Annotated in this window: 11 protein-coding genes and 7 tRNA genes; 6 read left to right on the forward strand and 12 right to left on the reverse strand. The window is 65.2% G+C overall.

Annotation, left to right across the window (positions count from 1 at the left end):
• Positions 1 to 75: 75 nt before the first annotated feature.
• From ACTRWB_RS22270 to aceA, 3 genes are all read left to right on the forward strand, one after another.
• Positions 76 to 345: an acyl-CoA-binding protein gene (locus ACTRWB_RS22270; protein ID WP_446903236.1), complete on the forward strand. Its 270-nt coding sequence runs from the start codon at positions 76 to 78 to the stop codon at positions 343 to 345.
• Between the two features lie 360 nt (positions 346 to 705).
• Positions 706 to 2247, forward strand: a complete 1542-nt coding sequence (locus ACTRWB_RS22275; RefSeq protein ID WP_193098646.1) for a DEAD/DEAH box helicase — start codon at positions 706 to 708, stop codon at positions 2245 to 2247.
• Between the two features lie 395 nt (positions 2248 to 2642).
• The gene (gene aceA, locus ACTRWB_RS22280; protein WP_446903237.1) at positions 2643 to 3950 is read left to right on the forward strand and encodes an isocitrate lyase; all 1308 of its coding nucleotides are present in this window, start codon (positions 2643 to 2645) and stop codon (positions 3948 to 3950) included.
• A 210-nt stretch (positions 3951 to 4160) separates the two neighbouring features.
• Here aceA and ACTRWB_RS22285 read toward each other — a convergent pair whose 3' ends face one another.
• Positions 4161 to 4595 (reverse strand): universal stress protein, encoded by a 435-nt coding sequence (locus ACTRWB_RS22285; RefSeq protein WP_048248914.1) that lies wholly within the window; start codon positions 4593 to 4595, stop codon positions 4161 to 4163.
• A 159-nt stretch (positions 4596 to 4754) separates the two neighbouring features.
• Positions 4755 to 5660, reverse strand: coding sequence for a LysR family transcriptional regulator (locus tag ACTRWB_RS22290; RefSeq protein ID WP_193098648.1), 906 nt, complete (start codon positions 5658 to 5660; stop codon positions 4755 to 4757).
• Between the two features lie 153 nt (positions 5661 to 5813).
• On the opposite strand from ACTRWB_RS22290, the gene ACTRWB_RS22295 reads away from it, so the two are divergent.
• Both ACTRWB_RS22295 and aceB read left to right on the forward strand, forming a co-directional pair.
• Complete coding sequence (locus ACTRWB_RS22295; RefSeq protein WP_446903238.1) at positions 5814 to 6575, forward strand: haloacid dehalogenase type II; 762 nt, start codon at positions 5814 to 5816, stop codon at positions 6573 to 6575.
• Between the two features lie 67 nt (positions 6576 to 6642).
• A complete protein-coding gene (gene aceB / locus ACTRWB_RS22300) occupies positions 6643 to 8235 on the forward strand; it encodes a malate synthase A (protein WP_446903239.1) in 1593 nt (530 codons plus the stop codon).
• 125 nt (positions 8236 to 8360) lie between these two features.
• On the opposite strand, the gene ACTRWB_RS22305 is transcribed toward aceB, so the two are convergent.
• Positions 8361 to 8774 (reverse strand): gamma-glutamylcyclotransferase family protein, encoded by a 414-nt coding sequence (locus ACTRWB_RS22305; RefSeq protein ID WP_343495567.1) that lies wholly within the window; start codon positions 8772 to 8774, stop codon positions 8361 to 8363.
• Positions 8775 to 9031: 257 nt separating this feature from the next.
• On the opposite strand from ACTRWB_RS22305, the gene ACTRWB_RS22310 reads away from it, so the two are divergent.
• A complete protein-coding gene (locus ACTRWB_RS22310) occupies positions 9032 to 9910 on the forward strand; it encodes an AraC family transcriptional regulator (protein ID WP_446903240.1) in 879 nt (292 codons plus the stop codon).
• Between the two features lie 27 nt (positions 9911 to 9937).
• Here the strand turns inward: ACTRWB_RS22310 and ACTRWB_RS22315 are convergent, their stop codons facing one another.
• The 9 genes from ACTRWB_RS22315 to gltX all read right to left on the reverse strand — a co-directional run bounded on the left by ACTRWB_RS22315 (position 9938) and on the right by gltX (position 13145).
• On the reverse strand, positions 9938 to 10402 hold the full coding sequence (locus ACTRWB_RS22315) for a GNAT family N-acetyltransferase (RefSeq protein WP_048248684.1): 465 nt from the start codon (positions 10400 to 10402) through the stop codon (positions 9938 to 9940).
• A gap of 173 nt (positions 10403 to 10575) precedes the next feature.
• Positions 10576 to 10652: transfer RNA gene (locus tag ACTRWB_RS22320), tRNA-Asp, on the reverse strand.
• Positions 10653 to 10725: 73 nt separating this feature from the next.
• A tRNA-Glu gene (locus tag ACTRWB_RS22325) sits at positions 10726 to 10801 on the reverse strand.
• A 65-nt stretch (positions 10802 to 10866) separates the two neighbouring features.
• A tRNA-Asp gene (locus ACTRWB_RS22330) sits at positions 10867 to 10943 on the reverse strand.
• A 79-nt stretch (positions 10944 to 11022) separates the two neighbouring features.
• Positions 11023 to 11098 (reverse strand) — tRNA-Glu (locus tag ACTRWB_RS22335).
• 63 nt (positions 11099 to 11161) lie between these two features.
• Positions 11162 to 11238, reverse strand: a tRNA-Asp gene (locus tag ACTRWB_RS22340).
• 78 nt (positions 11239 to 11316) lie between these two features.
• Positions 11317 to 11392: transfer RNA gene (locus ACTRWB_RS22345), tRNA-Glu, on the reverse strand.
• 140 nt (positions 11393 to 11532) lie between these two features.
• Positions 11533 to 11608: transfer RNA gene (locus ACTRWB_RS22350), tRNA-Ala, on the reverse strand.
• A gap of 127 nt (positions 11609 to 11735) precedes the next feature.
• Positions 11736 to 13145, reverse strand: a complete 1410-nt coding sequence (gltX, locus tag ACTRWB_RS22355; RefSeq protein WP_446903241.1) for a glutamate--tRNA ligase — start codon at positions 13143 to 13145, stop codon at positions 11736 to 11738.
• Between the last annotated feature and the right edge of the window lie 42 nt (positions 13146 to 13187).

Raw genomic sequence — 13187 nt, forward strand, 5'->3', positions numbered from 1 at the left:
GGAAGGATCGCTCGACCCCGCGCGGCGGTCCGCTTGTTAAGATCGCCCGACCTGAAACCCTTACGGAGACACCCGATGAGCGAACTCACCACCCAATTCGACCAGGCCCAGATCGACGTCAAGCAACTGACGGAACGACCGGGCAACCTGACCCTGCTGCGCCTGTATGCGCTCTTCAAGCAGGCAACCGACGGCGATGCCCATGGCGACAAGCCGGGCTTCACCGACATCGTCGGCAAGTACAAGTACGACGCCTGGGACGCGCTGAAAGGCACGTCGCAGGAAGCGGCGAAGCAACAATACGTCGAGCTCGTCGAATCGCTGAAGAACGGCACCGCATCCTGACCGAATCGGTCCCGCCGCAATAGGCAATCAAATCAGTGGCGCAGCGCAGCAAATTTCTTTATAATGCGGCCTGCGTCACCTCCCGCGCTCGGCTCGCAAGCCGTTCCGGCCAGACGCCTCGTAGCGTTAAGCTCCAATCCGGTTTAGAACCTGTCCCCTCCTGCTTCGACCCTCGCGGTCGTCACTTATCAGGCTGGCGGCCCCGCTCCTGAAGCGCGCCGCACCCAAAACAGCTTCTAATGCCTCATCCGCCGACTGTTCGGCGGATTGCACCCGTTTCCCGATTTGCTCGCTGAATCCGACGACTTGGGTATGCGCGATTGGCGCCGACGTTTCACCCACTGTGTTTCAAGGATTGTTATGACTTCGAGCATCAACTCCAGCCCGCTCAACGCGATCGCCGACCAGGCGCTCGGTCTCGACGACGCCGCCGTACCGGCCGCGGTCGAACCGGCGTCGGACGAGCCGAGCTTCGCGTCGCTCGGGTTGTCGCCGGAGATCGTCTCCGCGCTGGAGGCCGCCGGCTATGTGAAGCCGACGCCGGTCCAACAGCGCGCGATTCCGGCCGGCATCGCCGGCCGTGACCTGCTGGTGTCGAGCCCGACCGGTTCGGGCAAGACGGCTGCATTCATGCTGCCCGCGATCGAACGTTTCGCGCAGCTCCAGAAAACGCTGGCGCAGCAACCGCGCGCGCCGCGTGAGCCGAGCCAGGGTGACCGCCGTGTGCGCCGCCCGCAACCCGTCGCGCGCCCGAGCCTGCTCGTGCTGACGCCGACCCGTGAACTCGCGATGCAGGTCACCACGGCCGCATCGAACTACGGCAAGCACCTGAAGCGCCTGCGCACGGTCAGCATCCTCGGCGGCGTCGCCTACGGCCAGCAGCTGATGCTGCTCGCGAAGAACCCCGAAATCCTGGTCGCCACGCCGGGCCGTCTGCTCGATCACCTCGAGCGCGGCCGTATCGACCTGTCCGAACTGAAGATGCTGGTGCTCGACGAAGCCGACCGCATGCTCGACATGGGCTTCATCGACGATATCGAAACGATCGTCGCCGCCACGCCCGCGTCGCGCCAGACGATGCTGTTCTCGGCCACGCTCGACGGCAAGATCGGTTCGCTGACGAGCCGCCTGCTGAAGGACCCGGAGCGCATCGAGATCCAGCAACGCCTCGAATCGCGCGCGAACATCGCGCAGACCGTGCACTACGTCGACGACCGCGATCACAAGGATCGCCTGCTCGATCACCTGCTGCGCGACGACGCGCTCGACCAGGCGATCATCTTCACGGCGACCAAGATCGACGCCGACCAGCTCGCCGGCCGTCTCGCCGACGCTGGTTTCGAGTCGGCCGCGCTGCACGGCGACCTGCCGCAGGGCGCGCGTAACCGCACGATCCGTGCGCTGCGCGAGCGCCGCGTGCGCGTGCTGGTCGCGACCGACGTCGCGGCACGCGGCATCGACATCCCGGGCATCACGCACGTGTTCAACTACGACCTGCCGAAGTTCGCGGAAGACTACGTGCACCGTATCGGCCGTACGGGCCGCGCGGGCCGTTCGGGCACCGCGGTGAGCCTCGTGCACCACGCCGAGCAAGGCGCGCTCAAGCGCATCGAGCGCTTCGTTCGTGCACCGCTGCCGGTCAACGTGATCGAAGGTTTCGAGCCGCGCAAGGCACCTCCGCGTAACGGCGGCACCGGTGGCCGCGGCCGTCCGGGCGGTGGTAACGGCGGCGGTCGACGTTTCGGCGGCAAGCCGGGCGGCGGCAATGGCGGTAGTGGCCGCAGCTACGGCGGCGGCAATGGTGGCGGCTGGAGCGGCAAGCCGGGTGGCAGCCGTGACGGCGGCCCGCGTCGCGACGGCCAGCGCAGCGGCGGCCCGCGTCGCAGCAACTCTGCGTCGTAAGCACGCACGGGCGGCCCCTGGCCGCCCCACGGATGGCCGCCCCGCCAATCCAGACGACCGGCGCATATGCGCCGGTTTTTTTTCGCCCCGCCGCAGATTTCACGATGCGGAAAATTTTTTTGCGTCGTAAAAAATCATGTTGCGTGGCACAACATGAGCGATTGCGGGATGGGAAAATGCGTTTCTTATCCCGAAATTACAAATACAAGCAATTGATTTAAAACAATAAAAAAATTACACACTTCCTAAGAAAGCCCCTGTCTCGCTCCCGTCGATTTGCCTAGACTCTTATACAAGACTTCACGAGCCGGAATGCACCGCTCCCGGCTTCGCGAACAGCATCACCGCCGTCAGATTCGACCCATTAGGCAACACACAGCATCAAGGAGCTCATCATGTCGCGTCAGCAACAGGCACAGGAACTGCAAACGCAATGGGAAACCGATCCGCGCTGGAAGGGCATCAAGCGCGGCTACACGGCTGAGGACGTGGTCCGCCTGCGCGGCTCGATCCCGATCGAGCACACGCTGGCCAAGCGCGGCGCGGAAAAGCTGTGGCGCCTCATCAACGACGAGCCGTTCGTCAATGCACTCGGCGCGCTGACCGGCAACCAGGCGATGCAGCAGGTGAAGGCCGGCCTGAAAGCCATCTACCTGTCCGGCTGGCAAGTGGCCGGCGACGCGAACGTCGCGGGCGAAATGTACCCGGACCAGTCGCTTTACCCGGCCAACTCGGTGCCGCTCGTCGTGAAGCGCATCAACAACACGCTGACGCGCGCCGACCAGATCCAGTGGTCGGAAGGCAAGAACCCGGGTGACGAAGGTTATGTCGACTTCTTCGCACCGATCGTGGCCGATGCGGAAGCCGGTTTCGGCGGCGTGCTGAACGCGTTCGAACTGATGAAGGCGATGATCGAGGCAGGCGCATCGGGCGTCCACTTCGAAGACCAGCTCGCTTCGGTGAAGAAGTGCGGCCACATGGGCGGCAAGGTGCTCGTGCCGACGCGCGAAGCGGTCGCGAAGCTGTCGGCTGCACGTCTCGCGGCCGACGTGATGGGCACGCCGACCGTGCTGGTTGCCCGTACCGACGCCGAAGCGGCCGACCTGATCACGTCCGACGTCGACGACAACGACAAGCCGTTCCTGACGGGCGAGCGCACGGTGGAAGGCTTCTTCCGCACGAAGCCGGGCCTCGAGCAGGCGATTTCGCGCGGTCTCGCGTACGCGCCGCATGCCGACCTGGTCTGGTGCGAAACGGGCAAGCCGGATCTCGAGTATGCGAAGAAGTTCGCGGAAGCGATCCACAAGCAGTTCCCGGGCAAGATGCTGTCGTACAACTGCTCGCCGTCGTTCAACTGGAAGAAGAACCTCGACGACGCGACGATCGCGAAGTTCCAGAAGGAACTCGGCGCAATGGGCTACAAGTTCCAGTTCATCACGCTGGCCGGCTTCCATGCGCTGAACTACTCGATGTTCAACCTCGCGCACGGTTATGCCCGCACGCAGATGAGCGCGTTCGTCGAACTGCAGCAGGCCGAGTTCGCAGCAGCCGACAAGGGCTTCACGGCCGTCAAGCACCAGCGCGAAGTCGGCACGGGCTACTTCGACGCAGTGACGCAGACGGTCGAGCGCGAAGCCTCGACGACCGCGCTGCACGGTTCGACCGAAGACGAACAGTTTTTCGACGGCAAGAAGGTCGCGTAACACGCGCCAGGCGTCGCAACGATGCCGCCCCGTCTCGCGACGGCGCGGCATCGGCAACAGGACAACAATCAGGGAGGAGACGGCAGGCGCGCGATTCCGATCGCGCGACCGGCCGCGCGGCCCGCGGGCCGCCAGCAACGACGCGCGCCGGCTCTGTCCGGCGCGCCCTTTTTCCATGGCGCGACACGCATGGCCAAGGCCGGCACCGCCCTACCGATAGACGATCACCGGAATTTTCGTATGGGTCAGCACACGCTGCGTCTCGCTGCCGATCAGCAGGCTGCCGAGCCCGCGGCGTCCGTGGGACGCCATGAAGATCACGTCGCAGCCGCCGCGTTCGGCCGCCTCGATGATGCCGAGATACGGCGACGGATGCACGCTCGTCCATGTGTCGCAGGCGACGCCGGCCGCCTTCGCGGCCGCTTCGACCTCGTCGAGGTGCGCGCGCGCCTCGCGCTCGCTGCGCGCCCGGAAATCGGCAGGCGGCTCGATGATCACTTCGGAAAACGGCGAGTACGGATACTGCGGCAGGCACGCGTAGGCCGTCACGCGAGCGCTGACCGCGCGCGCCAGGTCGATCGCGCCGTCGATCGCCTTCTGCGACAGGTCGGAACCGTCGGTTGGAACGAGGATGTGCCGGAACATCGCGCCCTCCTTCGTCAATCGCACGCCGCGCGCCGCGAGCCCATCCGAGCCGGCCGCGACGCATCTGGCATGCCTGTAACGATTGTAGTGTGCGAAACCGCGCATCCGGCGCCCGAAGCGGGTTCGCCCTCATATCGGAAACGCGCGGGCACGCGCGGCCTACTCGCCCCAATAACCGGGCCGTTCGTACGTGTGCTTCAGGTAATCGAGAAACAGGCGCACGCGCAGCGGCAGGTGCCGGCGCTGCGGAAACACCGCGTGGATGCCGATCGGCGGCGCGGCGTACGCGTCGAGCACGCTGACGAGCCGGCCGGCCGCGATGTCGTCGCCGACTTCCCACCACGAACGCCACGCCAGGCCGTGGCCGGCGAGGCACCACTCGTGCAGCACCGCGCCGTCCGAGCATTCCATCGTGCCGTTCACGCGGATCGACACGACCTTGTCGTCCTCCTGGAACGCCCAGCCGCGTTGCTGGTTCGCGTTCGCCGCGAGCGCGAGGCAGTTGTGCCGCGCCAGTTCCGCGAGCGTGGCCGGCGTGCCGCGCCGCGCCAGATACGCGGGAGACGCGACGCACACGCGGCGGTTCTCGCCGAGCTTCAGCGACACGAGCGACGAGTCGGGCAGCTCGCCGAGCCGCACAGCGCAATCGAACCCTTCGTTGACGAGATCGACCATCCGGTCGGACAGGTCGAGCGTGACCGACACGTCCGGATGCTCGACGCTGAATTCCGGCACGAGCGGCGCGACGTGCCGCCGGCCGAAACCTGCCGGCGCGGAAATGCGCAGGTGGCCGCTCGCCTTGACGCCGCCGGCGGACACGCTCGCCTCGGCGTTCTGCATGTCGTTGATGATCCGCTGGCAATCCTCGAGGAACGCCGAACCCTCGAACGTCAGCGTGAGCTTGCGCGTCGTGCGCACCAGCAGCTTGACGCCCAGCCGCTCCTCGAGCGCGTCGAGGCGGCGGCCGATGATCGCCGGCGCGACGCCTTCCGCGTGCGCGGCCGCCGACAGGCTGCCTTTCGCCGCGACCGCGGCGAACGTTTCTATCTGTTTGAACCGGTCCATGACACGCAAGGACGGCGCTGCCGCCCTTCAAATAGCTTGAGCGCTCAAGATTAGGTATATGAAAGTAAAAGATCAAGTGATGATTTGCGTCTTTTTTAGCACCTACGATCACGAATAGAATCGGTCCGACCTCTGAAACTGGAGCGCAAGGCTATGTCGGCCACAACGACACTCTCCTCTCCCGACGCAATCCTCTTCGACGCATTCGGCACGTTGTTCGACGTGCGCGCGGTCGTGCCCGCGGCAGAACAGATGTTTCCCGGTCACGGGGAACGGTTGTCGCAGCTGTGGCGACGCAAGCAAATCGAATACTCGCAGCTGCGCACGCTCGCCGATCCGGCCGGCGCCCGCTATCGCCCGTTCCGGGACATCACGCTCGACGCGCTGCGGTTCGCCGCGCGCCGGCTCGGGCTCGCGCTGAACAGCGCGGCCGAGAAGCGGCTGATGGACGAATACGCCTGCCTGTCCACCTATCCCGATACGGTGCCCGCGCTGCGCAAGCTGCGCGCGCTCGAACCGCGCCCGCCGCTCGCGATCCTGTCGAACGGCACCCCGCAGATGCTCGACATCGCGATCAAGAGCGCCGGCATGTCCGGATTGTTCGATCGCGTGCTGTCGGCCGACACCGTGCGCGCGTACAAGCCGAGTCCGGCCGCCTACGCGCTCGGTACCGCCGCGTTCGGGCCGAACCCGCGCAACATCGTGTTCGTGTCGTCGAACGCCTGGGACGTCGCCGGTGCCGCGTGGTTCGGCTACACGACGTTCTGGCTCAACCGCACGGGCGCGCCCGCCGAAGAACTCGGCGTGCCGCCCGCCGGTACGGGCACCGGCATGGCCGACCTGCTCGCATTCCTCGCCACCCCGGCTCCGTCCGGCAGACCCGCAAACCGCACGCGCCCCGGCCCGGGTGCATGACGTTCGCCATGCTGCCGCCTTCCCCCTTCACCGAAACCGCAACTGACCGACCAAGGAGATGAGACTCATGAGCACCCCGATCACGCTGCCGCAAGGCATGGCGATCACCGGCGAAATCAAGCCGGGTTACGAAGCGATCCTGACGCCCGACGCACTCGAACTCGTCGCAGCGCTGCACCGCACGTTCGAACCGCGCCGCCAGGCGCTGCTGCAGGCGCGCGTCGAGCGCACGAAACGCCTCGACGCGGGCGAGCGCCCGGACTTCCTGGCGGATACCAGGGCGATCCGCGAAGGCGACTGGAAGGTCGCGCCGCTGCCGGCCGACCTGCAATGCCGCCGCGTCGAGATCACGGGCCCCGTCGAGCGCAAGATGATCATCAACGCGCTGAACTCGGGCGCCGATTCGTACATGACGGACTTCGAGGATTCGAACGCGCCGAGCTGGACGAACCAGATCGACGGCCAGATCAACCTGAAGGACGCGGTGCGCCGCACGATCTCGCTCGAGCAGAACGGCAAGTCGTACCAGCTGAACGACAAGGTCGCGACGCTGATCGTGCGTCCGCGCGGCTGGCACCTCGACGAGAAGCACGTGACGGTCGACGGCCAGCGCGTGTCCGGCGGCATCTTCGATTTCGCGCTGTTCCTGTTCCACAACGCGAAGGAGTTGATCGCTCGCGGCTCGGGCCCGTACTTCTACCTGCCGAAGATGGAAAGCCATCTCGAGGCGCGCCTGTGGAACGACATCTTCGTCGCCGCGCAGGAAGCGGTCGGCGTGCCGCGCGGCACGATCCGCGCGACGGTGCTGATCGAGACGATCCTCGCCGCGTTCGAGATGGACGAAATCCTGTATGAACTGCGCGAGCACAGCTCGGGCCTGAACGCCGGCCGCTGGGACTACATCTTCTCGGCGATCAAGAAGTTCAAGAACGACCGCGATTTCTGCCTCGCCGAGCGTTCGAAGATCACGATGACGGTGCCGTTCATGCGCGCGTACGCGCTGCTGCTGCTGAAGACCTGCCACAAGCGCAATGCGCCGGCGATCGGCGGGATGAGCGCGCTGATCCCGATCAAGAACGATCCGGAAGCGAACGACAAGGCGATGGGTGGCGTGCGCTCGGACAAGCAGCGCGACGCGACCGACGGTTACGACGGCGGCTGGGTTGCGCACCCGGGCCTCGTGCCGATCGCGATGGAAGAGTTCGTCAAGGTGCTCGGCGACAAGCCGAACCAGATCGCGAAGCAACGCGACGACGTGCAGGTCGAGGGCAAGAACCTGCTCGACTTCCAGCCTGAAGCGCCGATCACCGAGGCCGGCCTGCGCAACAACATCAACGTCGGCATCCACTACCTCGGCGCCTGGCTCGACGGCAACGGCTGCGTGCCGATCCACAACCTGATGGAAGACGCGGCCACGGCCGAGATTTCCCGTTCGCAGGTGTGGCAGTGGATCCGCTCGCCGAAGGGCGTGCTCGACGACGGCCGCAAGGTCACGGCCGAACTCGTGCGCGAATACGCAAAGGCCGAACTCGACAACGTGAAGCGTTCGGTCGGCGGCAACACGCAACCGTACGAGCACGCCGCGGCGATCTTCGAGCAGATGTCGACGTCGGAAGGCTTCACCGAATTCCTGACGCTGCCGCTGTACGAGGAAATCTGACGAAGCTGCCCGCCGCGATCGGCAGCCGGCCACGCGCCGTCACCGATCGCATGCGATGACGGCATGAAAAAAGCGCCCCGCGGGGCGCTTTTTCTTTGCGGTGCGAGCGTCTGCCGCGCGGCCGATCAGGCGGCTTCCCGCTCGCGCCGGTGCTGGACCCAGTCGCCCGACTCAATGCGCGGACGCCCGGCGACCGCGTGCGCGGCGATCGGATAATACAGGCAGGCGTACTGCCGGCCGCCGAGTTCGACGGTCACGTGTTCCGGCTTGAACAGCGAGTCGACGCCCGGATAGACGCGCTCGATCTCGTCGAGCACGGGGACGAGCTGCTCGTCGACCTCGTAGACGTCGCCCCAGACCAGCGACTTGCCGGCCGGCCCGGCGATCATCCCCGGATACGTGCCGAAATCGTACAGTTCGCCCGGCAGCGCGACCGCGCCGAGCAGCGTCGGCGCGGCAATCCCGTGCCTGGCGGCCGCATGACCGATGTCGTTGGCCTCTCCGGTTCTCAAGGTGCCGTAGACGAATACGTAGCGCATCGTGGTTCTCCTCTTCGATTCGTATGTTGCCGTGTTCGCGCGCGATTCGTGCGAAATCGCTCAAGCATGGATAGACCATCGCATCGGCCCGATGGTTCGAACCCGCACGTGCGCGCGGCCACGGCCGCCGCCGCAGATTCGCCAGGCTCCATACAAAGTTCATTTGAACACGGCATGATCGCCCGAAAAACCGCCGCATGCGCGCGCGCGGCACCTTCTAAAATAACGGCATCGCCGCCGCGCTGCCCGAACCGTCCATGAATCCGCCCGTCCCAGCCGACGTATCGAAACCATACGACGTCATCGACATCCCGCCCGAATTCGCGCCGACCGCCGTCCATCCGATGCGCGTGCGCGCCCGGCAGGTCGATGCCGGCCGCCGCATCCCGCTGCACACGCATGCGTGGGCACAGCTCGCGTACGCGTCGCGCGGCGTGCTGCGCGTCGCAACGACCGGCACGACCTGGATGGTGCCGCCGTCCCGCGCGATCTGGGTGCCGCCGCACGTGACGCACGAGGTCGTGATCGTCGAAGAGGCGTATCTGCGCACGCTGTATATCGACGAGTCGATCGTGCCGGGCGGGCTCGACGCGTGCCGGGTCGTCGAAGTGACGGGATTGCTGCGCGAGTTGATCGTCGCGCTCGACGCACGCGACCTGAGCGCCACGCGCGAACGCCTGCTGTGCGGGCTCGTGCTCGACGAGCTGAGTCACGCCGAACCGTTGCCGCTCGCGGTGCCGATGCCCGACGAGAAGCGGCTGCGCATGCTGTGCGAATCCGTACTCGCGCACCCGGCGCATGCGGAGTCGCTCGAACACTGGGCGAGCGAGGTCGGCGCGAGCACGCGCACGATTTCGCGGCTCTTCAAGCAGGAACTGGGGGTGAGCTTTTCGCAGTGGCGCCAGCAGGCATTGCTTGCGCGCGCGATCCCGCTGCTGAACCAGGGCCGCCCGCTGTCGCATATCGCGCGCGAACTCGGCTACCAGAGCCAGAGCGCGTTCTCGGCGATGTTCCGCCGCGCATTCGGCGAAAGCCCGCGCGCGTTCATGCTGCGCGGCTACGAGCACCGCGGTGCGGAAGGCCGCATCGCGGACGACGACACACCGGACGACGATGCGATCGACGCGATCGGCTGACCATCGCGTTCCGGACGCGTCAGCCGTTCAGACCGGCCGCACCATGTGACGGATCGATCCGAGTTGCGCAAGCCGCGACCCGGCGACCTGATACCCCATGCGCAAGTAGAGACGCGCGGCGGGATTGTCGACGAACACGCGCAACTGGAGTTCCTGCAGCCCGCGCGCACGCGCCCAGCGGTGCGACATGTCGAGCATGTAGGTGCCGGCGCCCTGCCCGCGATGGCCGGCCGCGATCTGCACGTCGCGGATATGCAGCGAGTCGCCCTCTTCGGTCACCCGCAGCACGCCGATGCGCTCGCCGTCGGCCTCGAGGATGAAGTTCTCGGATTCGCGCCAGCTCGCATAGAACAGGTCGCTGCGCCACACGAGCCCATGGCGCTTGTAGTAGCCGCCCATGTTGCCGTGCGTCAGCGCTTCGGCGAACGGGAAATCGCCGGGCTCCGCAGGCCGGAGCTGATACAGGAGTCGCAGGTCGGTCGGATCGAGCATCGCGCAGGGATCAGGAACGCATCCCGCCACGATATAGCGCAGTCGCGTGCGGATGCAATCGTGAATTTCTCGGAGCGGCTCGGTGCCTGAGACCCGGACGTCGCGCGCCCGGCAGCGGGCGCAACCGGAAACACAAATGAAAAAGCCCGCACAAGGCGGGCTTCTTCATTTTTTGGCGGAGCGGACGGGACTCGAACCCGCGACCCCCGGCGTGACAGGCCGGTATTCTAACCGACTGAACTACCGCTCCAGTCTTGCTACTTGCCTGGCAGGCGTCGGTTACTTCCTGCCGGCGCATCGTTTGTTCGAACGACGCCGAAATCTGGCGTCCCCTAGGGGATTCGAACCCCTGTACTCACCGTGAAAGGGTGATGTCCTAGGCCTCTAGACGAAGGGGACAACGTACTGCTTACATCTTTAATAAAAAAGCCCGTTCAAAAACGTTTTTTGAACGGGCTTCGTTCTGGCGGAGCGGACGGGGCTCGAACCCGCGACCCCCGGCGTGACAGGCCGGTATTCTAACCAACTGAACTACCGCTCCAGCTTTCTGCACCACCGCCTGCAGGACATCGTCACGTTCCTGCACGCGTTGCGACACTTCTACGAAACGCCGCTGTATCTGGCGTCCCCTAGGGGATTCGAACCCCTGTACTCACCGTGAAAGGGTGATGTCCTAGGCCTCTAGACGAAGGGGACAGCGTACTGCTTACACCTTTAATACAAAAGCCCGCTCAAAAACGTCTTGAACGGGCTTCGTTCTGGCGGAGCGGACGGGACTCGAACCCGCGACCCCCGGCGTGACAGGCCGGTATTCTAACCGACTGAACTACCGCTCCAACTTCCTTACCCAACCCGCAGGACGTCGGTTACGTTCCTGCAAGCCTCGCGACACTTCCATGAAACGCCGCTGAATCTGGCGTCCCCTAGGGGATTCGAACCCCTGTACTCACCGTGAAAGGGTGATGTCCTAGGCCTCTAGACGAAGGGGACATAATCTTTTCAGATCTGTCTGACTTTCGCTATTCACTTCTCATCAACAGCGAAGGCCGAAATTCTAACTGCTTTAGATCGTTCTGTGAAGCATTTATTACTACCGCTGCTGCTTCGCAAATCAATCCAATTTGTTCTGTTGGTGGAGGTAAGCGGGATCGAACCGCTGACCTCTTGCATGCCATGCAAGCGCTCTCCCAGCTGAGCTATACCCCCTTGCAGAACAGAAATGAGATTATATGGACCGTCTTTGAACTTGTAAATACCCTTTTTGCGATTCGAGCGAAATTTTTGCGAAGCTGCCGCGCTGTCACGCACGGACAGCTTCATTCGCATACGAACCTCAGGCCAGCGCAGCCTCGATGCGCGACACCACGACGTCGCGACCGAACAGCACGAGCACCGCGTCGATCGACGGCGTATGCGTCGTGCCCGCCACCAGCAAGCGCACCGGCATCGCGATCTGCGGCATCTTCAGCTTGTGCGTGCCGAGCGTCGCCTTCAGCGCGGCGGATACGGCCTCCTTCGTCCAGTCGGCCGCCTTCAGAGCAACGACGAGATCGGCCAGTGCCGGCCGCACCGCATCGGTCACGTGCTGTGCAAGCGCGTCGGCTTCCGGTGCCGGCACACGGTAGAACATCGTGGCGCCTTCGGCGATCTCCTTGACCGTCGTCGCGCGGTCCTTCATCAGGCCGACCACTGCGTCGAGCGCGGGGCCCGTCGCGATCGCCGCGTCGTCGATGCCGAGCGCGTCGAGGAACGGCTTCGCCAGCGCCGCAAGGCGTGCGTTGTCGGCTTCCTTGATGTAGTGGGCATTCAGCCAGCTCAGCTTGCTGTGGTCGTACTGCGCGGGTGACTTGCCAAGATGCTCGAGGTCGAACCATTCGACGAACTGTTCGCGCGAGAAGATCTCGGCGTCGCCGTGCGACCAGCCGAGGCGCGCGAGATAGTTGACGACGGCTTCAGGCAGGAAGCCCGCGTCGCGATACGCCATCACGCTCATCGCGCCATGCCGCTTGCTCATCTTCTCGCCCTGCTCGTTCAGCACGGTCGGCAGGTGCGCGTAGACGGGCGCCTCGCCGCCGAGCGCATTCAGGATGTTGATCTGGCGCGGCGTGTTGTTCACGTGGTCGTCGCCACGGATCACGTGCGTGATGCCCATGTCCATGTCGTCCACCACCACGCAGAAGTTGTAGATCGGCGTGCCGTCCGGGCGCGCGATCACGAGGTCGTCGAGCTCTTCGTTCGAGATCTCGACACGCCCCTTCACCGCGTCCTCCCAGACGACCGTACCCGTCAGCGGATTGCGGAAGCGCAGCACGGGCTTCACGCCAGCCGGCGGCTCCGGCAGCACCTTGCCGGGCTCCGGACGCCACGTGCCGTCGTAGCGCGGCTTCAGGCCGGCCTCGCGCTGGCGTTCGCGCAGCGCGTCGAGTTCCTCGGCCGACATGTAACACGGGTACGCGAGACCCTTCTCGAGCATCTGCGCGAGCACCTCGCGATAGCGGTCCATCCGCTGCATCTGGTAGATCGGGCCTTCATCGAAATCCAGGCCGAGCCATTGCATCCCCTCGAGGATCGCATCGACCGCTTCCTGCGACGAGCGCTCGACGTCGGTATCTTCGATGCGCAGCACGAACGTGCCCTTCATCTTGCGGGCGAACGCCCACGGATAAAGCGCGGAGCGGATGTTGCCGAGGTGGATGAAGCCGGTGGGACTCGGCGCGAAGCGGGTACGGACAGGACGGGTCATAAACGGTAACTCGAACGCCTGGGGCGCATGAATGATTCGACG

The organism is Burkholderia sp. YIM B11467 (assembly GCF_052952715.1).